The 23,739-nt window shown below is 72.8% G+C and carries 20 protein-coding genes; 16 read left to right on the plus strand and 4 right to left on the minus strand.

All coding sequences use genetic code 11. From position 1 onward, the window contains the following. Positions 1 to 61 precede the first annotated feature (61 nt). The 7 genes from pyrF to ACFZBD_RS29005 all read left to right on the plus strand — a co-directional run bounded on the left by pyrF (position 62) and on the right by ACFZBD_RS29005 (position 7,496). Positions 62 to 886 (plus strand): orotidine-5'-phosphate decarboxylase, encoded by an 825-nt coding sequence (gene pyrF / locus ACFZBD_RS28975; RefSeq protein ID WP_391145350.1) that lies wholly within the window; start codon positions 62 to 64, stop codon positions 884 to 886. A 262-nt stretch (positions 887 to 1,148) separates the two neighbouring features. Continuing rightward, entirely contained in the window at positions 1,149 to 1,472 is a 324-nt protein-coding gene (locus ACFZBD_RS28980; protein ID WP_030693098.1) for an integration host factor, read from the plus strand. A 72-nt stretch (positions 1,473 to 1,544) separates the two neighbouring features. Then, entirely contained in the window at positions 1,545 to 2,108 is a 564-nt protein-coding gene (gene gmk, locus ACFZBD_RS28985; RefSeq protein ID WP_391145118.1) for a guanylate kinase, read from the plus strand. Between the two features lie 70 nt (positions 2,109 to 2,178). Next, on the plus strand, positions 2,179 to 2,451 hold the full coding sequence (rpoZ, locus tag ACFZBD_RS28990; RefSeq protein WP_005319902.1) for a DNA-directed RNA polymerase subunit omega: 273 nt from the start codon (positions 2,179 to 2,181) through the stop codon (positions 2,449 to 2,451). Between the two features lie 108 nt (positions 2,452 to 2,559). Further along, the gene (gene coaBC / locus ACFZBD_RS28995; RefSeq protein ID WP_391145122.1) at positions 2,560 to 3,774 is read left to right on the plus strand and encodes a bifunctional phosphopantothenoylcysteine decarboxylase/phosphopantothenate--cysteine ligase CoaBC; all 1,215 of its coding nucleotides are present in this window, start codon (positions 2,560 to 2,562) and stop codon (positions 3,772 to 3,774) included. Between the two features lie 215 nt (positions 3,775 to 3,989). Then, positions 3,990 to 5,198: a methionine adenosyltransferase gene (gene metK / locus ACFZBD_RS29000; protein WP_391145124.1), complete on the plus strand. Its 1,209-nt coding sequence runs from the start codon at positions 3,990 to 3,992 to the stop codon at positions 5,196 to 5,198. A gap of 153 nt (positions 5,199 to 5,351) precedes the next feature. Further along, the gene (locus tag ACFZBD_RS29005) at positions 5,352 to 7,496 is read left to right on the plus strand and encodes a primosomal protein N' (protein ID WP_391145127.1); all 2,145 of its coding nucleotides are present in this window, start codon (positions 5,352 to 5,354) and stop codon (positions 7,494 to 7,496) included. A gap of 243 nt (positions 7,497 to 7,739) precedes the next feature. Here the strand turns inward: ACFZBD_RS29005 and ACFZBD_RS29010 are convergent, their stop codons facing one another. Then, complete coding sequence (locus ACFZBD_RS29010) at positions 7,740 to 8,270, minus strand: hypothetical protein (RefSeq protein WP_391145130.1); 531 nt, start codon at positions 8,268 to 8,270, stop codon at positions 7,740 to 7,742. A gap of 314 nt (positions 8,271 to 8,584) precedes the next feature. Between ACFZBD_RS29010 and fmt the strand changes: the two genes are divergently transcribed. The 5 genes from fmt to ACFZBD_RS29035 all read left to right on the plus strand — a co-directional run bounded on the left by fmt (position 8,585) and on the right by ACFZBD_RS29035 (position 14,967). Then, positions 8,585 to 9,517, plus strand: a complete 933-nt coding sequence (gene fmt / locus ACFZBD_RS29015; RefSeq protein ID WP_391145132.1) for a methionyl-tRNA formyltransferase — start codon at positions 8,585 to 8,587, stop codon at positions 9,515 to 9,517. 111 nt (positions 9,518 to 9,628) lie between these two features. Further along, entirely contained in the window at positions 9,629 to 11,071 is a 1,443-nt protein-coding gene (locus ACFZBD_RS29020; protein ID WP_391145135.1) for a transcription antitermination factor NusB, read from the plus strand. Positions 11,072 to 11,301: 230 nt separating this feature from the next. Then, a complete protein-coding gene (gene rpe, locus ACFZBD_RS29025; protein WP_391145137.1) occupies positions 11,302 to 11,985 on the plus strand; it encodes a ribulose-phosphate 3-epimerase in 684 nt (227 codons plus the stop codon). A 208-nt stretch (positions 11,986 to 12,193) separates the two neighbouring features. Continuing rightward, positions 12,194 to 13,183, plus strand: coding sequence for a sugar-binding domain-containing protein (locus tag ACFZBD_RS29030; RefSeq protein WP_391145353.1), 990 nt, complete (start codon positions 12,194 to 12,196; stop codon positions 13,181 to 13,183). A gap of 341 nt (positions 13,184 to 13,524) precedes the next feature. Beyond that, positions 13,525 to 14,967 carry a GuaB1 family IMP dehydrogenase-related protein gene (locus tag ACFZBD_RS29035; RefSeq protein ID WP_391145140.1) on the plus strand — a complete coding sequence of 481 codons (1,443 nt, stop codon included), beginning with the start codon at positions 13,525 to 13,527 and terminating at the stop codon, positions 14,965 to 14,967. An 88-nt stretch (positions 14,968 to 15,055) separates the two neighbouring features. Here ACFZBD_RS29035 and ACFZBD_RS29040 read toward each other — a convergent pair whose 3' ends face one another. Beyond that, a complete protein-coding gene (locus ACFZBD_RS29040) occupies positions 15,056 to 16,087 on the minus strand; it encodes a GDSL-type esterase/lipase family protein (RefSeq protein ID WP_391145142.1) in 1,032 nt (343 codons plus the stop codon). Between the two features lie 288 nt (positions 16,088 to 16,375). Between ACFZBD_RS29040 and ACFZBD_RS29045 the strand changes: the two genes are divergently transcribed. The 4 genes from ACFZBD_RS29045 to ACFZBD_RS29060 all read left to right on the plus strand — a co-directional run bounded on the left by ACFZBD_RS29045 (position 16,376) and on the right by ACFZBD_RS29060 (position 21,173). Further along, positions 16,376 to 17,857 carry an amino acid transporter gene (locus ACFZBD_RS29045; RefSeq protein ID WP_391145144.1) on the plus strand — a complete coding sequence of 494 codons (1,482 nt, stop codon included), beginning with the start codon at positions 16,376 to 16,378 and terminating at the stop codon, positions 17,855 to 17,857. A 10-nt stretch (positions 17,858 to 17,867) separates the two neighbouring features. After that, on the plus strand, positions 17,868 to 18,323 hold the full coding sequence (locus tag ACFZBD_RS29050; protein WP_030204433.1) for an Lrp/AsnC family transcriptional regulator: 456 nt from the start codon (positions 17,868 to 17,870) through the stop codon (positions 18,321 to 18,323). Positions 18,324 to 18,580: 257 nt separating this feature from the next. Next, complete coding sequence (locus ACFZBD_RS29055; protein ID WP_391145146.1) at positions 18,581 to 19,387, plus strand: nitrilase-related carbon-nitrogen hydrolase; 807 nt, start codon at positions 18,581 to 18,583, stop codon at positions 19,385 to 19,387. Between the two features lie 76 nt (positions 19,388 to 19,463). Further along, positions 19,464 to 21,173 carry an FAD-dependent oxidoreductase gene (locus tag ACFZBD_RS29060; protein WP_391145149.1) on the plus strand — a complete coding sequence of 570 codons (1,710 nt, stop codon included), beginning with the start codon at positions 19,464 to 19,466 and terminating at the stop codon, positions 21,171 to 21,173. A 55-nt stretch (positions 21,174 to 21,228) separates the two neighbouring features. Here ACFZBD_RS29060 and ACFZBD_RS29065 read toward each other — a convergent pair whose 3' ends face one another. Further along, the gene (locus tag ACFZBD_RS29065; RefSeq protein WP_391145355.1) at positions 21,229 to 21,924 is read right to left on the minus strand and encodes a DUF5995 family protein; all 696 of its coding nucleotides are present in this window, start codon (positions 21,922 to 21,924) and stop codon (positions 21,229 to 21,231) included. A gap of 235 nt (positions 21,925 to 22,159) precedes the next feature. Next, positions 22,160 to 23,614: a solute carrier family 23 protein gene (locus ACFZBD_RS29070; RefSeq protein ID WP_391145151.1), complete on the minus strand. Its 1,455-nt coding sequence runs from the start codon at positions 23,612 to 23,614 to the stop codon at positions 22,160 to 22,162. Positions 23,615 to 23,739 lie beyond the last annotated feature (125 nt).

Consider the following 23,739-nt stretch of genomic DNA (forward strand, 5'->3'; position numbering starts at 1 on the left):
GTCGCCCGACCCCCGACCCTCGACGACGCCCGTCGGCCGGCCCACCTCCTTCGGCGCCCGCCTGCGGACCGCCATGGACGAGCGCGGCCCGCTCTGCGTCGGCGTCGACCCGCACGCCTCCCTGCTGGCCTCTTGGGGCCTGAACGACGACGTCACGGGCCTGGAGACCTTCACCCGCACCGTCGTCGAGGCGCTCGCCGGCCAGGTGGCGGTCTTCAAGCCCCAGGCCGCCTTCTTCGAGCGCTTCGGCTCGCGCGGCATCGCGGTCCTGGAGCGGGCCGTCACCGAGCTGCGCGCGGCCGGCGCCCTGGTCGTCATGGACGCCAAGCGCGGCGACATCGGCTCCACGATGGCCGCCTACGCGGAGACCTTCCTGCACAAGGACTCCCCGCTCTTCTCCGACGCCCTGACCGTCTCCCCGTACCTCGGCTACGGCTCCCTGCGCCCCGCCGTCGACCTCGCCCGCGAGAACGGCGCCGGACTCTTCGTGCTGGCCCTCACCTCCAACCCGGAGGGCGCCGAGGTCCAGCGAGCCGTGCGCGAGGACGGCCGGACCGTCGCCGCGACCATGCTGGCCCACCTCGCGGAGGAGAACGCGGGGGAGACCCCGATGGGCTCCTTCGGCGCGGTCGTCGGCGCCACCCTCGGCGACCTCTCCTCCTTCGACCTCGCCATCAACGGCCCCCTCCTGGCCCCCGGCATCGGCGCCCAGGGCGCGACCCCCGCCGACCTCCCGGCCGTCTTCGGCGCGGCGGTCCGCGACGTCGTCCCGAACGTCAGCAGGGGCGTCCTGAAGGAGGGCCCGGACGCCGCCGCCCTGCGCGCCTCGGCTGAGCGTTACGCCGACGAAATCCGCGAGGCCGTGGCCGCGAAACCGCACATCTGACCAATCCGCAGGTCGGAGCCGTCTCACCCTTTGACAAAAACTTGGCCGAAAAGCCGGTCGATATGCCGGGAAAGTCCTGGTCGGTCGATGCTGACCAGGACTTTTCCGCTGTTCTCGCTGACTGGAGAGGCATAGGCCGCTAGTCTCCGGGGCAGAGTCAGCGTTCAACGGAGACTGCGTTGATCGTTGCTCCACTGGTGTGGGGCGACTAGGTTCCTCACCGGTCCGTATCCGACAGTTCGACATCCGAGGTGACGTAGGCGTGGCTCTTCCGCCCCTTACCCCTGAACAGCGCGCAGCCGCGCTCGAAAAGGCCGCCGCGGCTCGCCGGGAGCGGGCCGAGGTCAAGAATCGACTCAAGCACTCCGGTGCCTCGCTCCACGAGGTCATCAAGAGTGGCCAGGAGAACGACGTCATCGGCAAGATGAAGGTCTCCGCGCTGCTGGAGTCCCTGCCGGGCGTGGGCAAGGTCCGCGCCAAGCAGATCATGGAGCGACTCGGCATCTCCGAAAGCCGCCGCGTGCGCGGTCTCGGCTCCAACCAGATCGCCTCCCTGGAGCGCGAGTTCGGCAGCACCGGAGCCTGATCTTTCGGGACATATCCGGCATGCAGCCTCTCCCCTGCGCAAGCGGGGGTGAACCACTGGAATAATCGCTGCATGGCAGCAGAGGTTCGTCCGCGACTGACCGTGCTCTCCGGCCCCTCAGGGGTCGGCAAGAGCACGGTCGTCGCTCATATGCGCAAGGTCCACCCCGAGGTCTGGCTCTCGGTGTCGGCCACGACACGGAAGCCCCGGCCGGGCGAGAAGCACGGCGTCCAGTACTTCTTCGTCTCGGACGACGAGTTCGACAAGCTGGTCGCCAACGGTGAGCTCCTCGAATGGGCCGAGTTCGCGGGCAACCGCTACGGCACGCCCCGGCAGGCGGTCCTGGAGCGACTGGAGGCGGGCGAGCCCGTCCTCCTGGAGATCGACCTCCAGGGCGCCCGCCAGGTCAAGGAGTCGATGACCGACTCCCAGCTGGTCTTCCTGGCCCCGCCGAGCTGGGACGAGCTGGTCCGCCGCCTCACCGGCCGCGGCACCGAGTCGCCCGAGGTGATCGAGCGCCGGCTCCAGGCGGCGAAGATCGAGCTGGCCGCCGAGACCGAGTTCGACACCACCCTGGTCAACACCTCCGTCGAGGACGTGGCGCGTGAGCTGCTAGCCTTGATGAACGTTGTCTGATCTATCACTGATCACCTGGATCTGATCGTCCCGATCAGCTCACCCAGAAGTTTCTTCGGAAGGCTAGAGCGTGTCCTCTTCCATCACCGCGCCCGAGGGCATCATCAACCCGCCGATCGACGAGCTGCTCGAGGCCACCGACTCGAAGTACAGCCTCGTGATCTACGCGGCCAAGCGCGCGCGTCAGATCAACGCGTACTACTCGCAGCTCGGCGAGGGCCTGCTCGAGTACGTCGGTCCGCTGGTGGACACCCACGTCCACGAGAAGCCGCTCTCGATCGCCCTGCGGGAGATCAACGCGGGTCTGCTGACCTCCGAGGCCATCGAGGGCCCGGCGCAGTAAGCACGTCCACGAGCGCGTGACGCTCGTCAACCCAGGCCCGGCGGACCATCCGCCGGGCCTGTGGTGTCTCATGGAGTCGTACGCATCCGAGTGCGGGGAGCAGCAGTGGTGGCACAGCCGAAGGTCGTCCTGGGGGTGAGCGGCGGCATCGCCGCCTACAAGGCGTGCGAGCTGCTCCGGCGGCTGACCGAGTCCGGCCACGACGTCCGCGTCGTCCCGACCGACGCCGCCCTCCACTTCGTCGGCGCCGCCACCTGGTCCGCGCTCTCCGGCAACCCCGTCTCGACCGAGGTCTGGGAGACCGTCCACGAGGTCCCGCACGTCCGCATCGGGCAGGCCGCCGACCTCGTCGTGGTCGCCCCCGCCACCGCCGACATGCTCGCCAAGGCCGCCCACGGCCTCGCCGACGACCTGCTGACGAACACCCTCCTCACCGCCCGGTGTCCCGTCGTCTTCGCCCCGGCGATGCACACCGAGATGTGGGAGCACCCCGCCACCCAGGAAAACGTCGCCACCCTGCGCCGCCGCGGCGCCGTCGTCATCGAGCCCGCCGTCGGCCGTCTGACCGGCGTCGACACCGGCAAGGGGCGACTGCCCGAGCCCGCCGAGATCTTCGAGGTCTGCCGAAGGGTCCTGGCGCGCGGCGCCGCAGCCCCCGACCTCGCCGGCCGCCACGTCGTGGTCAGCGCGGGCGGCACCCGCGAGCCCCTCGACCCGGTCCGCTACCTGGGCAACCGTTCCTCCGGGAAGCAGGGGTACGCCCTCGCCAAGGCCGCCGCCGCCCGGGGCGCGCGGGTCACCCTCGTCGAGGCCAACACCGGCATCCCCGACCCGGCCGGCGTCGACGTCGTGCACGTCGGCACCGCCGTCCAGCTGCGCGAGGCCGTCCTCAAGGCGGCCGCCGACGCCGACGCCGTGGTGATGGCCGCCGCCGTCGCCGACTTCCGCCCGGCCGTTTACGCCCCCGGGAAGATCAAGAAGACCGACGACGTCGAGGCGCCCGTCGTCGAGCTGGTCCGTAACCCCGACATCCTCGCCGAGATCTCCGCCGACCGGGCCCTGCCCGGCCAGGTCGTCGTCGGCTTCGCCGCCGAGACCGACGACGTCCTCGCCCACGGCCGCGAGAAGCTCCGCCGCAAGGGGTGCGACCTGCTGGTCGTCAACGAGGTGGGCGAGCGCAAGACCTTCGGGTCGGAGGAGAACGAGGCCGTGGTCCTCGCCGCGGACGGCGCCGAGACGCCCGTACCGTACGGGCCGAAGGAGGCGCTCGCGGAGACGGTCTGGGACCTCGTGACGCCGCGCCTGCGGCCGCTCTCCGCGTAGAATCCGACGAAACCGGCCCTTTGGGACGGTCGGACAGGGCCTCCTCGTCCTCCGACCGGGCCGATTCACCCACGTTCGGACCGCCACCTTGCGAGACACCCGGTCCCATACGCGACCATGACCGATAGACTGGCCGCGGAACGTCGAGGGGCGCAGCCCCCTGCCGGTCCGCACCATGCATTGAGCCAGCAGCCGCTGCAACCCCAGGGAGCGTTGTGTCCCGTCGTCTGTTCACCTCGGAGTCCGTGACCGAGGGTCACCCCGACAAGATCGCTGACCAGATCAGCGACACCATTCTCGACGCGCTTCTCCGCGAGGACCCCACCTCCCGCGTGGCCGTCGAGACGCTGATCACCACCGGTCTCGTCCACGTCGCCGGTGAGGTGACCACCAAGGCGTGGGCCGACATCCCCACCCTCGTGCGGAACAAGATCCTCGAGATCGGGTACGACTCCTCGAAGAAGGGCTTCGACGGCGCCTCCTGCGGCGTCTCGGTCTCCATCGGGTCGCAGTCCCCGGACATCGCGCAGGGTGTCGACACGGCGTACGAGAAGCGCGTCGAGGGCGACGAGGACGAGCTGGACAAGCAGGGCGCCGGCGACCAGGGCCTGATGTTCGGGTACGCCTCGGACGAGACCCCCGAGCTGATGCCGCTGCCGATCCACGTCGCACACCGCCTCTCCAAGCGGCTGACCGAGGTCCGGAAGAACGGGACCATCCCGTACCTCCGCCCCGACGGCAAGACCCAGGTCACCATCGAGTACGACGGCGACAAGGCCGTCCGTCTCGACACCGTCGTGGTCTCCTCGCAGCACGCCTCGGACATCGACCTCGAGTCGCTGCTCGCGCCCGACATCCGCGAGTTCGTCGTGGAGCACGTCCTCAAGCAGCTCCTGGAGGACGGCATCAAGCTGGACACCGAGGGCTACCGCCTCCTGGTGAACCCGACCGGCCGCTTCGAGATCGGCGGCCCGATGGGCGACGCGGGTCTGACCGGCCGGAAGATCATCATCGACACGTACGGCGGCATGGCCCGCCACGGCGGTGGCGCCTTCTCCGGCAAGGACCCGTCCAAGGTCGACCGCTCGGCCGCCTACGCCATGCGCTGGGTCGCCAAGAACGTCGTGGCCGCCGGCCTCGCCTCGCGCTGCGAGGTCCAGGTCGCGTACGCCATCGGCAAGGCCGAGCCGGTCGGTCTCTTCGTCGAGACCTTCGGCACCAACACGATCGAGACCGACAAGATCGAGCAGGCCATCTCCGAGGTCTTCGACCTCCGCCCGGCCGCGATCATCCGCGACCTCGACCTGCTCCGCCCGATCTACTCCCAGACCGCCGCCTACGGCCACTTCGGCCGCGAGCTGCCGGACTTCACCTGGGAGCGCACCGACCGCGTCGACGCGCTGCGCACGGCCGCCGGCCTGTAAGCGACGGCCGTCGGCTCCGTACGGCAGGCTCCGGAAGCCCGGCTCCCTCGTGGGGGAGCCGGGCTTCCGCCTTCCCAGGGGCCGCCCGGGGGGGGAGGCGGGGCCGCCGGGCGCCGGCCCGGGCTGTCGGTGGGGTCTGGTAGGTATGAGGCTGTGAGCAGCGCGAACGAGAACCCCGAGGGGGCGGCCGGTGAGCCGCCCGAGCAGCTCGCGCTCATCCGGGAGACGGTCCGCAAGGCCAAGGTCCCGCGGGCCAAGCCGCGGACCTGGCGCGGCGCCAAACTGGCCGCCGAGCTGCCGGTGGCCCGGGTGGTGGTCAACAAGGGCGTGCTCCACCTCGACCAGTTCTTCGACTACGCCGTGCCGGAGGAGCTGGACGCCGTCGCCCGCCCGGGAGTCCGGGTGCGGGTCCGGTTCGGGGCCGGAGCGCATCAGGTCCGGGACGGGCGGCGCGAGGGCGGGCGGCTGATCGACGGCTTCCTGGTCGAGCGCCGCGCCGAGTCCGACTATCCGGGGGCGCTGGCCGCGCTGGCCGACGTCGTCTCGCCCGAGCCCGTCCTGAGCACCGAGCTGCTCGGGCTGGCGCGGTCCGTCGCCGACCGGTACGCGGGAAGCCTGGCCGACGTCCTGCAGCTGGCCGTCCCGCCGCGCAGCGCACGGGCGGAGGGCAAGCCCTCCCCGGAGCCGCTGCCACCGCCCGCGGCGCCCGAGCCGGGTACCTGGGGGCGGTACGACCAGGGCCCGGCGTTCCTGGAGTCCCTGGCGCGGGGCGGGGCGCCGCGCGCGGTCTGGAACGCGCTGCCGGGCCCGCACTGGGCGGAGGAGCTGGCCCGCGCCGTCGCCGCCACACTCGCCTCCGGGCGCGGGGCCCTCGTCGTGGTCCCCGACGGACGGGCGGCGAGCCGGGTCGACGAGGCGTTCGGCCGGGTCCTCGGCGAGGGACGGCACGCCGTGCTGACGGCCGAGACCGGCCCCGAGAAGCGGTACGCCCAGTGGCTCGCGGTGCGGCGGGGCTCGGTGCGGGCCGTCGTCGGCACCCGGGCCGCCATGTTCGCCCCGGTGCGGGACCTGGGCCTGGTCGTCATCTGGGACGACGGCGACGGGAGCCACAGCGAGCCGCACGCCCCGCAGCCGCACGCGCGTGACGTCCTGCTGCTGCGCGCGGCACACGACGGCTGCGGCTTCCTCCTGGGCGGTACGAGCTGCACGGTCGAGGCCGCGCAGCTCGTGGAGTCCGGCTGGGCCCGGCCGCTGATCGCCGGCCGCGACCAGGTCCGGGCCGCCGCACCGCTCGTGCGGACCGTCGGCGACACCGACCTCGCCCGCGACGAGGCCGCGCGGGCCGCCCGGCTGCCCTCGCTGGCCTGGCAGGCGGTACGGGAGGGCCTGAAGACCGGCCCCGTGCTCGTCCAGGTCCCGCGCAGGGGCTACGTCCCCCGGCTTGCCTGCGAGCGGTGCCGGACCCCCGCCCGGTGCCGGCACTGCGCCGGGCCGCTGGAGGCGCCGGAGCAGCGCGAGCTGCGGTGCGGCTGGTGCGCGCGCGGCGCGGCCGACTGGCACTGCGTGGAGTGCGGCTCGACGCGACTGCGCGCCCAGGTGGTGGGGGCGCGGCGGACGGCGGAGGAACTGGGGCGCGCCTTCCCGGCGGTGCCGGTGCGGACGTCGGGGCGCGACCACGTCCTGGACTGGGTGCCCGGCCGCCCGGCCCTGGTCGTCTCGACCCCCGGGGCCGAGCCCGTCGCGGAGGGCGGGTACGCCGCCGCCCTGCTCCTGGACGGCTGGGCGATGCTGGGCCGCCCGGACCTGCGCGCGGGCGAGGAGGCCCTGCGCCGCTGGATCGACGCGGCCTCGCTGGTGCGGGGGCAGGGCGAGGGCGGCACGGTCGTGGTGGTCGCGGAGCCGACGCTCCGGCCGGTGCAGGCGCTCGTCCGGTGGGACCCCGTCGGGCACGCCCAGCGGGAGCTGGCGGAGCGGGCGGAGCTGGGCTTTCCGCCGGTCTCGCGGATGGCGGCGGTCTCGGGACCGCCGGAGGCGGTGGCGACGTTCCTGGCCGCCGCCGAACTCCCCGCCGGCGCGGAGCTCCTGGGGCCGGTGGAGCTCCCGGTCTCCCGTCCGGGAGGGCCCCGCCGCCCCGGCGACACCCCACCGGGAGAGCAGTGGGAACGGGCCCTGATCCGCGTTCCCCCGGGCAACGGCGCGGCCCTCGCGGCCGCCCTGAAAAAGGCCCAGGCCTCTCGTCTGGCCCGCGGCGGCGGCGACCCGGTCCGCATCCGCGTGGACCCGCCGGACATCGGCTGAGGCCCCGCGGGGGGCCTGGACCGTCCGGTCGCCGACGTGGCGGGGCGCCGCGCCTCGGGGCGCGCGAGCCGCTGGGCCGCTGAGCCCTCCTGCCCGCTCCGGGCGGGGGGCCTGCGCCCGCGGGACCGCAGAGACGGCGGCGCGGCGTTCGTCGGGCCGCCCGGACCGCCGAGGCCTCGGGCCCGCTCCGGGCGCGGGGCGGCCGCCCGGCCCACGGGTGGGCGGGCGGCCGTGGGGGAGGGGTCAGCCGTTGCGGGGGGTCGGGAAGGCCGGGGGGCGGTGGTCCTCGCGGAGGGACTGGGGGACGGCGGCGGGGGAGGGCTGCGGGGGCATCGGGCGGGCCGAGGGGACCACCGGCAGCGGGCGCGGCGGGACGACCGGCTCCGGCGCGCGCTCCTGCTCCACGACGCCGCCCGCCTGCTGGGGCGCGCGGCGGGCGCCGTACCGGCGGTGGACGGCCTGCTTCGTGACTCCGAGCGCCGAGCCCACCGCGTCCCACGAGAACCCGAGCGAGCGGTCGAAGTCGACCGCCGCCGTCACCAGCGTCTCGACGCTGTCCCGCAGCTCCTGCGCGAGGCGGACGGTCGGGGCGGGGGCCCGGCCGTAGACGACGAAGCCCGTGGACGGGCCGGAGCGACGCGGGCGGTAGACATTGCCCAACTGGGCCGTGAGCGTGCGCAGTGCGTCCACCTGCCGCCGGACCCGCTCGATGTCCCGCACCAACAGGTGCAGACTTGCCCGGGCTTGGGCGTCGTGGGTTGCGTGGTCGGCCATGTGAAAGCCTCTCGAACCGGCGTGGAATAGGGTCGGGCCACGACGAAGGGGCGGCCCGCTTAAGGTCAATCTCTCTTGACCAACGCGCCACCCGAGCTTGGGTCACGCTGCGGGGGCGTACACGCATATGCACAGGGCGCTCAGGCTCACGTACGCCCCCTCGGGCCCCGCGCCCTAGACTGGTGCGCTGCCCGCCGACCGCCCCGACGGACAGTCAGTCAGTCCCGACGCCGCGCTTTCCCGGGGGGCGGCCCCCGGACCGCCGGCCGGCACCCGTGGGCGGGGTCGACACTGAAGATGCGAGGTTTTCCCGAGTGAAGCTGGTCTTCGCAGGCACCCCCGAGGTCGCCGTACCCGCCCTGGACGCCCTGCTCGCCTCCGGGCGGCACGAGGTGGCCGCCGTCGTCACCCGCCCGGACGCCCCCGCGGGCCGCGGCCGGCACCTGGTCGCCAGTCCGGTCGCCCAGCGCGCGGAGGAGGCCGGGATCGAGGTGCTCAAGCCCGCCAAGCCACGGGACGAGGCCTTCCTCGCCCGGCTGCGCGAGATCGCCCCCGACTGCTGCCCGGTCGTCGCCTACGGCGCCCTGCTGCCCCGCGTCGCCCTCGACATCCCCGCCCAGGGCTGGGTCAACCTGCACTTCTCGCTGCTGCCGGCCTGGCGCGGCGCCGCACCCGTGCAGCACGCCGTCATGGCCGGGGACGAGGTGACGGGCGCGTCGACGTTCCTCATCGAGGAAGGGCTCGACTCCGGCCCCGTCTACGGCGTGATCACCGAGGACGTCCGGCCCACCGACACCAGCGGCGATCTGCTCACCCGGCTCGCCTTCGCCGGCGCCGGACTGCTGGCCGCCACCATGGACGGCATCGAGGACGGCACCCTGAAGGCCGTCCCGCAGCCCGCCGAGGGCGTCACGCTCGCCCCCAAGATCCAGGTCGAGGACGCGCACGTCGACTTCTCCGCCCCGGCGCTCCGCGTGGACCGGGTGGTGCGCGGCTGCACCCCGGCCCCCGGCGCCTGGACCGTCTTCCGCGGCGAGCGGCTCAAGCTGATCCAGGCCCTGCCCGTACCGGACCGCACGGACCTGGCGCCCGGCCAGCTCGCGGCCGGCAAGAACAACGTCTTCGTCGGCACCGGCTCGTACGCCGTCGAGCTGCTCTGGGTCCAGCCCCAGGGCAAGAAGCCGATGAAGGCCGCCGACTGGGCGCGGGGCGTGCGGATCGCCCCCGGGGAGCGCGTCGGCGCCTAGGAGCTTCCGAGCGGCAGGGTCCGGCCCGGTCGACCGGGCCGGGCGGGGCTCTGTGGCGGGCGGACGTAGGCTGAGAGGGATCAACCTCTCACTTCGTCAGCGGAGCACCTTTTGAGCGAGCAGGCACGTCGCCGTCCCCCCAAGCCCTACCGTCGCCCCCAGAAGGATCCCGTCCGGATCCTCGCCTTCGAGGTGCTCAGGGCCGTCGACGAGCGGGACGCCTACGCCAACCTGGTGCTGCCCCCGCTGCTGAAGAAGGCCCGCGAGAAGGAAGGGCCGGAGAAGTTCGAGGCGCGTGACGCGGCCCTCGCGACGGAGCTGGTGTACGGGACGCTGCGCCGCCAGGGGACGTACGACGCGATCGTCGCCGCCTGCATCGACCGCCCGCTGCGGGAGGTCGACCCGCCCGTGCTCGATGTCCTCTCCCTCGGCGCGCACCAGTTGCTCGGCACCCGCATCCCCACCCACGCGGCCGTCTCGGCGACCGTGGAGCTGGCCCGGGTCGTCCTCGGCGATGGCCGCGCCAAGTTCGTGAACGCCGTGCTGCGCAAGATCTCGCAGGACGACTTCGACACGTGGGTCGCCCGGGTCGCCCCGCCGTACGAGAAGGACGCCGAGGACCACCTGTCGGTCGTCCACTCCCACCCCCGCTGGGTGGTCTCCGCGCTCTGGGACGCCCTCGGCGGCGGACGGGCCGGCATCGAGGACCTGCTGGAGGCCGACAACGAACGGCCCGAGGTCACGCTGGTGGCCCGGCCCGGCCGCTCCACCACCCAGGAGCTGCACGAGGTCCTCGGCGAGGAATCGGTGCTGCCCGGGCGCTGGTCGCCCTACGCCGTCCGGCTGGCCGAGGGCGGCGAGCCCGGAGCCATCGAGGCGGTCCGCGAGGGGCGGGCGGGCGTCCAGGACGAGGGCAGCCAGCTGGTTGCGATCGCGCTCGCCCACGCGCCCCTGGAGGGCCGCGACGAGCGCTGGCTCGACGGATGCGCCGGCCCCGGCGGCAAGGCCGCGCTGCTCGGCGCCCTCGCGGCGGAACGCGGCGCCGCGCTGCTCGCCTCCGAGAAGCAGCCGCACCGCGCCCGGCTCGTGGAGCGAGCGCTGGCCGGCAACCCCGGCCCGTACCAGGTCATCGCCGCCGACGGCACCCGCCCGCCGTGGCGCCCCGGCTCCTTCGACCGGGTCCTGATGGACGTGCCCTGCTCGGGTCTTGGCGCACTGCGCCGCCGCCCCGAGGCCCGCTGGCGCCGCCGGCCGGAGGACCTCGACGGCTTCGCCACCCTCCAGCGCGGGCTGCTGCGCGAGGCGCTGTCGGCGGTCCGCGTCGGCGGAATCGTCGGGTACGCGACCTGCTCGCCGCACCTCGCCGAGACCCGGGTGGTCGTCGAGGACGTCCTCAAGGGCCGGGGCGGCCCCGCCGTCGAGGCCGAGTGGATCGACGCGCGCCCCCTCATGCCGGACGTCCCCGCCCTCGGCGACGGCCCCGACGTCCAGCTCTGGCCCCACCTCCACGGGACCGACGCGATGTACCTGGCCCTGCTGCGCCGCACGGCCTGACGCCGGCGGCAGGGAGGGGGAGAGGCCGGGGCAACCCCGGCCCGACCCCCGCGATGACGCGAAACCGGCCGGGCGACGCCGGCCGGACGGAGCCGGTCCGGCCGGCGGGGCAGGCGAAAAGCCCCGTATGCCCGCCCTGTGACGCCCTTCGACCCGGTCCGGCCGCAGCTCGTGCGAACCGAAACCGCACCGCGGCAAAGAAGTGCCCAAGAACATGGCAGGCTTGGCACATGGCGCAGATCAATCCCAGCATCCTGTCCGCAGACTTCGCCCGCCTCGCCGAGGAGGCCAGGGCCGTCGACGGCGCCGACTGGCTGCACGTCGACGTCATGGACAACCACTTCGTGCCCAACCTGACCCTGGGCGTGCCGATCGTCGAGTCCCTCAGCCGGGCGACGGACATCCCGCTGGACTGCCACCTCATGATCGAGGACCCCGACCGCTGGGCCCCGCAGTACGTCGAGGCCGGGGCCGGCTCCGTCACCTTCCACGTGGAGGCGGCGGCCGCTCCCGTACGGCTGGCGCGGGAGATCCGCGCCAAGGGGGCGCGGGCGTCGATGGCGCTGAAGCCCGCCACGCCCATCGAGCCCTACGAGGACCTCCTCCCCGAGCTCGACATGCTGCTGATCATGACGGTCGAGCCCGGCTTCGGCGGCCAGGCCTTCCTCGACATCATGCTGCCCAAGATCCGCCGTACCCGTGAGCTGATCTCCAAGCACGGCCTGGAGCTGTGGCTGCAGATCGACGGCGGCGTCTCGGAGTCCACGATCGAGCGCTGCGCCGAGGCCGGGGCCGACGTCTTCGTCGCCGGGTCCGCCGTCTACGGCGCGCAGGACCCCGCCGAGGCCGTCCGCGCCCTCCGCGCGAAGGCCGAGGCCGCGACCGCCTCGGCGGCGTGGGCGTGTGGCCACTGAGCCTCCGGGAGATGAACGCGGCCCGTCGGAGGGCCGACAGGACTGATCAGGGCCCGTCGCATCTGACAGGATGAACGTCGAGCCAGAGTGTGAACAGCAGTGACGTGTGACCAGCGGTGACGCGAGCAGACGCGAGCAGCGGTACGTGAACAGCAGGAGTGAGGAGATCGCGGTGGCGGGTATCTCGGCGGGACGGTCAGCCCTGCGGATGGGACCCGCGGAGCTGGTGCAGGCGGCGGCCATGGCCCGCCGCTTCTACCTCGAGGGCAAGTCCAAGATCCAGATCGCCGAGGAGTTCGGCGTGAGCCGCTTCAAGGTGGCCCGGGTCCTGGAGACCGCCCTCGAACGCGACCTCGTGCGCATCGAGATCCGCGTACCCGCCGAGCTGGACGCCGAGCGCTCGGACGCGCTCCGCGCCCGCTTCGGGCTCCGCCACGCGGTCGTCGTCGAGTCCCCGGCGGAGGGCGAGGACGAGTCGCCCGACCCGGAGAACCTCGGCGAGGTCGCGGCCGACCTGCTCGGCGAGCTGGTCGCCGAGGGAGACGTTCTGGGCCTGGCCTGGGGCCGCTCCACGATCCACATGGCGGCGGCGCTCGACCGGCTGCCCCCGTGCACGGTCGTCCAGCTCACCGGCGTGTACGACGCCGGCACCGCCGAGCGCGGCTCCGTCGAGGCGGTACGCAGAGCCGCCCAGGTCTCGGGCGGCGAGGCCCACCCCATCTACGCCCCCATGCTGCTGCCCGACCCCGCCACGGCGGCCGCGCTGCGCAACCAGACCGGCATCGCCCGCGCCTTCGAGTACTTCGACAAGGTCACCGTCGCCTGCGTCTCCATCGGCTCCTGGGAGCCGGGCATCTCCACCGTGCACGACATGCTCACCGACGAGGAGCGGGCCCACTACGCCTCCCTCGGCGTCGCCGCCGAGATGTCCGCGCACCTCTTCGACGCCGAGGGCCGCCGCGTCGGACGCGACCTGGGCGAGCGCTGCATCACGGTCGAGGCGGACCGGCTGCGCCGCATCCCCGAGGTCGTCGCCATCGCGGGCGGCCAGCGCAAGGCCGCCGCCATCGGGGCGGTGCTGCGTTCGGGGCTCGTCACCAGCCTCGTCACCGACCGCGCCGCCGCGGACTACCTCCTCGCCGAGGCGGCCCCGGGCCCCCGCCCCGCCCTGGAGCGCGCGGACCCGGACGGCGTCTGACCCCACACCCGGCCCGCCGAGGCGTCCGGCGCCCCACCACCCACGGTCCCGACCCGCGGCCCCGGAGGTGACGGGCGCCGTTGCCCTGCGCCCCTGGCGTCTCACCGGGTGCCGACAGGACTCCCCGTACCTGCCGGGTGCCGGGCGCGGTTTCCCCGTACGCCCGCCCACCGGCTCCTCCGGGGGCGACCCTCCTGGAGGATCCGACGAAGAGGGTGCCGCAAGCCTCGGATGAAACGCCCGGGACTGGTATACGGACGGGCGTGGGACAATGAACTACGTGCTTTTTCCCCTGGCTGAAATGCCTAGGGGCCACTCCGAACGACTGGGATGTTCAGCACGTGCGTTTCCTCAATGACGTCAAGCCGCCGTACGACCTCACGTACGACGATGTGTTCATGGTGCCGAGCCGCTCGGCGGTCGGCTCCCGACAGGCCGTCGACCTCTCCTCGCCCGACGGCACCGGTACGACGATCCCGCTGGTCGTCGCCAACATGACCGCGATCGCCGGCCGCCGCATGGCCGAGACCGTCGCCCGCCGCGGCGGCATCGTCGTCATCCCCCAGGACATCCCGATCGAGGTCGTCACCGACGTCATCTCCTGGGTCAAGAGCCGGCACCACGTCCTCGACACCCCCATCGTCCTGGCCCCGCACCAGACCGTCGCGGACGCCCTGTCGCTGCTCCCCAAGCGGGCGCACGACGCCGGTGTCGTCGTCGACGAGGACGGCCGCCCGGTCGGTGTCGTCACCGACGCGGACCTCTCCGGCGTGGACCGCTTCACCCAGCTCTCCGAGGTCATGTCCAAGGACCTGCTGCTCCTCGACGCCGACATCGAGCCCCGCGAGGCGTTCAACAAGCTGGACCACGCCAACCGCCGCTACGCCCCGGCCGTCGACAAGGACGGGCGTCTGGCCGGCATCCTCACCCGCAAGGGCGCCCTGCGCGCGACCCTGTACACCCCCGCCACCGACGACCGGGGCAGGCTGCGCATCGCCGCCGCCGTCGGCATCAACGGCGACGTGGCGGGCAAGGCCAAGCAGCTCCTCGACGCCGGTGTGGACACCCTCGTCGTGGACACCGCGCACGGCCACCAGGAGTCGATGATCGCCGCGATCCAGGCGGTCCGCGGCCTCGACCCGCACGTCCCGATCGTCGCCGGCAACATCGTCGCCGCCGAGGGCGTCCGCGACCTCATCGAGGCCGGCGCGGACATCATCAAGGTCGGTGTCGGCCCCGGCGCCATGTGCACCACCCGCATGATGACCGGCGTCGGCCGGCCGCAGTTCTCCGCCGTCATGGAGTGCGCCGCCGAGGCGAAGAAGTACGGCAAGCACGTCTGGGCCGACGGCGGTGTCCGACACCCCCGCGACGTCGCCATGGCGCTCGCCGCCGGTGCCTCCAACGTGATGATCGGCTCCTGGTTCGCCGGCACCTACGAGTCCCCGGGCGACCTCCACCAGGACGCCGAGGGCCGGTACTACAAGGAGTCCTTCGGCATGGCCTCCGCCCGCGCGGTGCGCAACCGCACGAGCGAGGAGTCGGCCTACGACCGGGCCCGCAAGGCGCTCTTCGAGGAGGGCATCTCGACCTCGCGGATGTTCATCGACCCGGCCCGCCCCGGCGTCGAGGACCTGATCGACTCGATCATCGCGGGCGTCCGCTCCTCCTGCACCTACGCGGGCGCCGCCTCGCTGGCCGAGTTCGAGGAGAAGGCCGTCGTCGGCATCCAGAGCGCCGCCGGCTACGCCGAGGGCAAGCCGCTGCACGCCAGCTGGAGCTGATCCACCCGGCCCCGGCCCCTGTACGCCGAAGGCCCCCGTGAGGCGACTCGCGGGGGCCTTCGCCGTACCCCCGGCGGCGCTGGGCCCGTCAGGCCGGTACGTGCGGCCGCAACGCCTCCGTCACCGCCGCCGCCATCCGGGCGTGTCCCCGGTCGTTCGGGTGCAGACCGTCCGCCAGGTCCTCCGGGCCGAGCAGCGGCTTGCCGGAGAGCACCAGGAGCCGTCTGTCGCCCTCCGCCGCCAGGTTTCGGCCCGCGTCCTCCATCGCCGTCCGCAGGTCGCCCAGGGTGGCGCCCAGGGCGTTCCGGGTGGTCTCGGCCTCCGGGCGCAGCACGGGGGAGAGGATCAGCAGCGGGACGTCCGGGTGGCCCCGCCGGATGAGCCCGACGTACGCCCGGACCGTCTCGTGGAGCAGGCTCGCCGAAGCGGGCGCCCGCGACCAGCAGTTCGTGCCGAAGGCGAGGGTCACCACCTCGCCCGGCAGGCTCGCCAGCTGCTCGGCGAGGGGCAGCTCGCCGCGTGCCCCGCCGGCGTAGCCGAGGTTGACCGTGTCCAGGCCCAGCATCCGCCCCGCCGTCGAGGGCCAGGAGTGGGCGGGCCGGGTCGACCACCAGCCCTCGGTGATCGAGTCGCCGTGCACCAGCCAGCGCGGACGCCGCGGAGCGGGCGAGAGGGAGCCGCCGACGGCCCGCAGGCCGAGGACGGCCGGCCCGCGGCTTTCGGGCGGGTGGACGGTGAAGGTGCCCCCCTCCGGGGGCAGCGGAAGCCGGACCGTCGCCTCCCCGGCCGGGTCCGTCAGGACCTCGCGCACGCACCGCCCGCCCTGCCACAGGGCGAAGCAGTGCGGCAGCGCCCCGGGCGCGGACGTCCGATAGCGCAGCTCGACCCCGCGGGTCCCCGGCGTCGCCGTGAACTCGACCCGGACCCCGATCGGCAGCGCCGCCCGCTCGGCGGTGTCCCACGGCAGCCGGTCGAGGTCGGAGGGGTCGGCGCGCACCGCCCGCCCCCGGTCGAGCCATGCCGTACCGCGCAGGAAAGGCTCCGGTTCCAGCCAGGCCGTCGCCGCCGTCCCCGGCGGTCGGGGGGACGACAGGGGGTCGCAGAGCGGGTCATCCGGCATGAGGAGTCCCTGCACCGGGAAGGGGCGCTTCACACCTCGATGTGTCGATTCATGCGACGGGGCGCAATGTTTCCCCGTCCCCGCCGCCAGAGCGCAATGATCATCCACAGGTGCGCAACAACCCTGCATTACAACCGCGAAGCTTCACCCCTTAGGCTCGTGCCTCGTACCAGGAGTGGCGGCGACCGTCTGCTCGGCGGTCCCCCATCCCTCGCGGGCTCCTTCCCCCTGCTCGCGTGCCGCCGCGGTCGTCGCGTCCCGACAGGCAGCGATCAAGGAGCCCCCGCAGTGCTGGATCAAGGCACAGCCCCGCCGGCCACCGAGCCGACCGTCCCCAAGTCTTCCGGGCTCTCCGCCCTGATCCGGCGCAAGCCGGTAGAACTGCTGGTCGCCGAGGGTGGTCAGGGTGAGGGCGGCTCGCTCCGCCGCTCGCTCTCGATGTGGCAGCTGACGATGATCAGCATCGGCGCGACGCTGGGCACGGGCATCTTCGTCGTGCTCGGCGAGGCGGTGCCCGAGGCGGGGCCGGCCGTCACCGTCGCCTTCGTGCTGGCCGGCCTCACTGCCCTGTTCTCGGCCCTCTCGTACGCCGAACTGGCCGGCACCATCCCCGTCGCCGGCTCCTCCTATTCGTATGCGTACGCAACGATGGGTGAAGTCGTCGCGTGGATCTGCGGCTGGTGCCTGCTCCTGGAGTACGGCGTCTCCGTCGCGGCCGTGGCCGTCGGCTGGGGCGACTACCTCAACGAGCTGCTCGACGGGACCATCGGGGTCACCCTCCCGGCGGCGCTCTCCGCGCCCCCCGGCGACGGCGGCGTGTTCAACCTGCCGGCCCTGATCGTCGTCGTGCTCGCCATGATGTTCCTGCTCGGCGGCGCCAAGGAGTCCGCCCGCGCGAACACGATCATGGTGTTCGTCAAGATCGCCTCGCTGGTGCTGTTCTGCACGGTCGGTTTCATCGGCTTCGACTCCGGCAACTACTCGGACTTCATGCCGCTCGGCCGGGAGAGCATCGGAGCCGCCGCGGCCATCCTGTTCTTCTCGTACATCGGCTTCGACGCCGCCTCCACCGCCGGTGAGGAGGCCAAGAACCCCAAGCGCGACCTGCCGAGGGCGATCATGCTCTCGCTGGTGATCGTCACCGCGCTGTACGTCCTCGTCGCGGCCGTCGCCGTCGGCGCCTGGGACTGGAAGAAGTTCGCCGGCACCGATGCCACCCTCGCCGCGATCATGAACGATGTCACCGGCCAGAGCTTCTGGGGCACCCTGCTCGCCGCCGGCGCCGTGATCTCCATCGCCAGCGTCGTCCTGACCGTGCTCTACGGCCAGACCCGGATCCTCTTCGCGATGTCCCGCGACGGGCTCGTGCCCAAGGTCTTCCGCAAGGTGAACCCCAAGACCGGGACGCCCCGCGCCAACACCGTGATCGTCTCGCTCTTCTGCGGCATCCTCGCCGCCGCCGTCCCCCTCGGCGAGCTGGTCAACGCCACCAGCATCGGCACGCTCTTCGCCTTCGCCCTGGTCAACATCGCCGTCGTGGTGCTCCGCTACACCCGGCGCGACATGGAGCGCTCCTTCAAGGTGCCCTTCGGCCCCGTCTTCCCGGTGCTCGGCTTCGCCTTCTGCGCGTACAGCATGTACAGCCTCGACCTGATCACCTGGGCGTATTTCGGTGTGTGGATGGCGGTCGGCCTCGTGGTCTACTTCCTGTACGGCATGCGCCGCTCCCGCCTGGCCACCGACGTCGTGGCCTCCGACGCAGAGAAGTGATCCACCCGTAGTGCGACTCAACGACCTCGACGAACGCATCGTCCACGCCCTCGCGGAGGACGCCCGTCGCTCCTACGCCGACATCGGCTCGCTCGTCGGTCTCTCCGCGCCCGCCGTGAAGCGGCGCGTGGACCGGCTGCGGGCCGAGGGCGCCATCACCGGCTTCACCGTACGGGTGGACCCGGCGGCGCTCGGCTGGGAGACCGAGGGTTTCGTCGAGATCTACTGCCGCCACAACACCTCGCCGAACGACATCCGGCGAGGCCTGGAGCGGTATCCCGAAGTGGTGTCCGCGTCGACCGTCACCGGTGACGCGGACGCCGTCGTGCAGGTCTTCGCCTCCGACATGCGCCACTTCGAGCGGGTCCTGGAGCGGATCGCAGGCGAGCCCTTCGTGGAGCGCACCAAGTCGGTCCTGGTGCTCTCGCCGCTGCTGCGGCGCTTCTCCTCCGGCTCGCCGGCGTAGGGCCAGGGGGTGCGGGGCCGTGGCTCCCGCACCGCGCCCGGCCGACGGCAGAGCCCCCGCCCCGGCGGTGATCAGCAGCCCACGCCGTCGGCATGAAGGCCGCGGCGGACGGGGGGGCGCAACGAATCGCCGTCGGGCCGGAGGATCGCGCAACGCTTCGACGGTCGGTCCGCAACGGTCGCGCCTTGTCCCGGACGAGCGCGAAACCGTACCGTTTCTGACGTCTCCCCCGCACTCCGGACCTTCAGAGGATCACCATGCCCGCGCTGCGCATCGCCCTGCTCCAGAGCTCCGGTGAGCTCGGTGACGTGGCCGCCAATCTGAAGGTCCTCGACGAGGCCGCCGCCCGCGCGGCGGCCGCCGGCGCCGGGCTGCTGCTCGCTCCGGAGCTGTTCCTGACCGGCTACGCGATCGGCGCCGACATGGCGCGCCTCGCCGAGCCGGCGGACGGCCCCTCCGCCCGGGCCGTCGCCGCCGTCGCCGTCCGCCACGGAGTGGCCGTCGGGTACGGGTACCCGGAGCGGGACACCGACCGGCACGGGGTGCTCTACAACGCCGCCCAGCTCTTCGGCGCCGACGGCGCCGTGTTGGCGCGCTACCGCAAGACGCACCTCTACGGCGGCTTCGAGCAGCAGTGGTTCACGCCCGGCGACGACACCGTCGTCCAGACGCGGATCGGCGGCCTCACGGTCGGCCTGATGATCTGCTACGACGTCGAGTTCCCGGAGAACGTGCGGGCGCAGGCCCTGGCCGGCACGGACCTGCTGCTCGTGCCGACCGCCCTCATGCACCCCGCCGAGGTCGTCGCCGAGTCCGTCGTCCCGGTGCGCGCCTTCGAGAACCAGATGTACGTGGCGTACGCCAACCGGGCCGGGCAGGAGGGGGAGTACGAGTTCGTCGGCCTCTCCGCGCTCGCCGGCCCCGACGGCACCGCCCGGGCCCGCGCCGGCCGGGGCGAGGAGCTGATCCTCGGCGACGTCGACCCCGAGGTCCTGGCGGCCTCCCGGGCGGACAACCCGTATCTGCGGGACCGCCGCCCCGGTCTGTACGGCTCACTGGTCTGAGCCCCCCGCCCGCCGGCCCTCCCGCCCTCCCGCCTGCCCCCCTCCCCAGTCTTTCCGTGCAAGGAGTCCGAACCCCATGACGTCCACGGTGCCCACCGCCGTCCAGCACACCGACGCGCAGCCGCCGATCACCATGTTCGGTCCGGACTTCCCGTACGCCTACGACGACTTCCTGGCCCACCCGGCCGGACTCGGCCAGATACCGGCGACCGAGCACGGCACCGAGGTCGCCGTCATCGGCGGCGGTCTCTCCGGCATCATCGCCGCCTACGAGCTGATGAAGATGGGCCTCAAGCCCGTCGTCTACGAGGCCGACCGAATCGGCGGCCGGCTGCGCACCGTCGGCTTCGAGGGCACCGGCACCGAGGGCCTGACCGCCGAGATGGGCGCCATGCGCTTCCCGCCCTCCTCGACGGCCTTCCAGCACTACATCGACCTGGTGGGCCTGGAGACGGAGCCCTTCCCGAACCCGCTCGCCGAGTCGACCCCGTCGACCGTCGTCGACCTCAAGGGCGAGTCGCACTACGCCGAGACCGTGGACGACCTGCCGCAGGTCTATCGCGACGTCGCCGCCGCGTGGAACGCCTGTCTGGAGGAGGGCGCCGACTTCTCCGACATGAACCAGGCCATGCGCGAGCGCGACGTCCCGCGCATCCGCGAGATCTGGGCCAAGCTCGTCGAGAAGCTCGACAACCAGACCTTCTACGGCTTCCTGTGCGACTCGGAGTCGTTCAAGTCCTTCCGTCACCGCGAGATCTTCGGCCAGGTCGGCTTCGGCACCGGCGGCTGGGACACCGACTTCCCGAACTCCATCCTGGAGATCCTGCGGGTCGTCTACACGGAGGCCGACGACCACCACCGCGGCATCGTGGGCGGCTCCCAGCAGCTGCCGCTGCGCCTGTGGGAGCGCGAGCCGCAGAAGATCGTGCACTGGGCGCAGGGGACGTCGCTCTCCTCGCTGCACGACGGCGACCCGAAGCCGGCCGTGACCCGGCTGAACCGGACCGCCGGCAACCGCATCACCGTCACGGACGCCTCCGGCGACATCCGCACGTACCAGGCGGCGATCTTCACCGCCCAGTCCTGGATGCTGCTCTCCAAGATCGCCTGCGACGACTCGCTCTTCCCGATCGACCACTGGACGGCGATCGAGCGCACCCACTACATGGAGAGCTCCAAGCTCTTCGTGCCCGTGGACCGGCCGTTCTGGCTGGACAAGGCCGTCGACGCCCAGGGGAACCCGACCGGCCGGGACGTCATGTCGATGACGCTGACCGACCGGATGACCCGTGGCACCTACCTCCTGGACGACGGTCCGGACAAGCCGGCCGTGATCTGCCTCTCGTACACCTGGTGCGACGACAGCCTGAAGTGGCTGCCGCTGTCCGCCAACGAGCGGATGGAGGTCATGCTGAAGTCGCTCGGCGAGATCTACCCGAACGTCGACATCCGGAAGCACATCATCGGCAACCCGGTGACCGTCTCCTGGGAGAACGAGCCCTACTTCATGGGCGCCTTCAAGGCGAACCTGCCGGGCCACTACCGCTACCAGCGCCGCCTGTTCACGCACTTCATGCAGGACCGGCTGCCCGAGGACAAGCGGGGCATCTTCCTCGCGGGCGACGACATCTCCTGGACGGCCGGCTGGGCCGAGGGCGCCGTGCAGACCGCGCTGAACGCGGTGTGGGGCGTGATGCACCACTTCGGCGGTGCCACCGACGCCACCAACCCCGGCCCGGGCGACGTCTACGACGACATCGCGCCGGTGGAACTTCCGGAGGACTGACGCCGTTGGGGGAGTGGGGCGGACAGCATCGGCGCGCGAGCGGCCGCGAGAGTGGTCAGCCGCGCTGTGCGAGCGGCGTCAGCAGCATCCGCCCCACCAGACCCACCGACCGGTCGAGGCGTTCGGCGAACTCCTCGGCCAGGTCGGGCAGTTCCCGCAGCTGCCACAGTGAGCGCGCGGCGAGCCACGCCCCGTCGCGGGCCCGGTCCAGGCTCCAGCAGCCCAGCAGGTGCGTCAGCGGGTCCGCGATCTCCAGGAGGTCCGGACCCGGCATCAGCTCCTCGCGGATGCGCTCCTCCAGGAGGACCAGGACGTCGCCGACCCGGTCGAAGTCGTCCTCCAGCTCCGCGGGCTCGCATTCCAGCGCCCGGCAGGTGTCGACCACCGCGAGGGCCAGGTCGTGGCCGATGTGCGCGTTGATCCCGGCGAGCGCGAACTGCAGCGGGCTCACGCCGGGGTGGCGGCGGTAGGTGAAGAGCGGCCGCCAGCAGGCCGGGGCGGGGCCGCCGGTGGCGACGGCGTCGACCACGGAGAGGTAGCGCTCCGCGAAGCGGACGTCGAGGGCGGCGGCCGCCCTGCGGTCGGCGAAGGTGCCGGCGTCGATGGCGTGGCCGATCTCCTCCGTCACGGTCAGATAGACCCGGTTGAAGACCGCGACCCCGTCGGTGGGGTGCCAGGCCGACCGGATGGTCCGCATCCGGTCCACCACCGGGTCGATCGCCGTGAAGGGCCCGATCTCCGCGATCTCGATGCCGGCCCCCGCCGCGGCTCCCGCGCCGCGGGCGATCACGCCGGCGGCATCCACCCCGTCGGTGCCCACGCCAGGGGCGTCCACGCCGGGGAGGCCGATGCCCTCGGTGTCGATCCGCTCGTCGTCGAGCTGCCCGGTGTCGATCTGCTGGGTCTGCGCCATGGGGGCAGACTTCCAGCAGCCCGGCCGCGAGGGAACTCTCCCGGCCGGGCTTACCCAGAACGGGCGAATCCGGCTACGGCTTGTCGGCGGGCTCCCCGCCCGTGCCGCCCTCCCCGGGCCGGCGCCCGTCGCGGGGACGGCCGCCGTTCCCGGGCCCCTCTCCCTCGTACGAGCTGGTGCCCGAGTCCAGCAGGGGCTCCTGCCGCTTGAGGTGTTCGGGGGCGAAGGCCCGCAGGACGTGGTAGCCGGTGATCACGACGAGCGTGCCGAGCGCGATGCCGCCCAGCTCGAAGGTGTCGGTGAAGGTCAGCTTCACCCCGCCGACGCCGATGATGATGCCCGCCGCGGCCGGGACCAGGTTGAGCGGGTTGCGCAGGTCGACCTTGGCGTTGATCCAGATCTGGGCGCCGAGCAGGCCGATCATGCCGTACAGGATCACCGTGATGCCGCCGAGCACTCCGCCGGGGATCGCGGCGACGACCGCGCCGAACTTCGGGCAGAGGCCGAAGAGCAGCGCGAAGCCGGCGGCGGCCCAGTAGGCGGCGGTGGAGTAGACGCGGGTGGCGGCCATGACGCCGATGTTCTCGGAGTACGTGGTGTTCGGCGGGCCGCCCACGGCGGTGGACAGCATCGAGGCGGCGCCGTCCGCGGCGATCGCCGTGCCCAGCTTGTCGTCGAGCGAGTCCCCGGTCATCTCGCCGACGGCCTTGACGTGTCCGGCGTTCTCGGCGATCAGTGCGATCACCACGGGCAGCGCGACCAGGATCGCGGACCACTCGAAGGAGGGGCCGTGGAAGGACGGCAGGCCGATCCAGTCGGCCTGCGAGACGCCGGAGAGGTCGAGTCGCCAGTGGTCGGTGACCTGGCCGCCCGGGGACATCGAGTGGATCTTCCCGAAGACCAGGTCGAAGATCCACGAGATGCCGTAGCCGAAGATCAGACCGAGGAAGATCGCGATGCGCGACCAGAAGCCGCGCAGGCAGACCACGGCCAGACCGGTGAAGAGCATCACCAGGAGCGCCGTCCACTGGTCCTGCGGCCAGTAGGTGGCCGCGGTGACCGGGGCGAGGTTGAAGCCGATCAGCATGACGACGGCGCCGGTGACGATCGGGGGCATCGCCGCGTGAATGATCCGCGCGCCGAACTTCCGTACCGCCAGGCCCGCCAAAAAGAGGACCACGCCGACGACGAACACCGCGCCGGTGACGGTGGCGCTGGTGCCCCCGGAGGCCCGGATGGCGGCGGCGACCCCGACGAAGGAGAGCGAGCAGCCCAGATAGCTGGGCACCGTCCCCCGGGTCGCGAGCAGGAAGATGACCGTCGCGACACCCGACATCATGATCGCGAGGTTGGGGTCGAGACCCATCAGCACCGGGGCGACGAAGGACGCGCCGAACATGGCCACCACGTGCTGGGCGCCGAGTCCGACCGTACGGGGCCACGAGAGCCGCTCGTCCGGCCGGACCACGGCTCCGGGAGCGGGTGTCCGTCCGTCGCCGTGCAGGCTCCAGCGCACGCCGAGGTTCATGAGGCCGCTCCCGTTCTCCGGTGGGGGCGGCCAAGTCGCGGCCGCCGAAGATCAGCCACATCGTAGGTGGTGCCCGGCCGGCCCCGGCGGGCCCGCCCCCTGGTGCGCCGCAGGTCACAAGGGGG

Origin of the sequence: Streptomyces sp. NPDC008121 (assembly GCF_042957155.1) — a bacterium.
GTDB lineage: Bacteria > Actinomycetota > Actinomycetes > Streptomycetales > Streptomycetaceae > Streptomyces.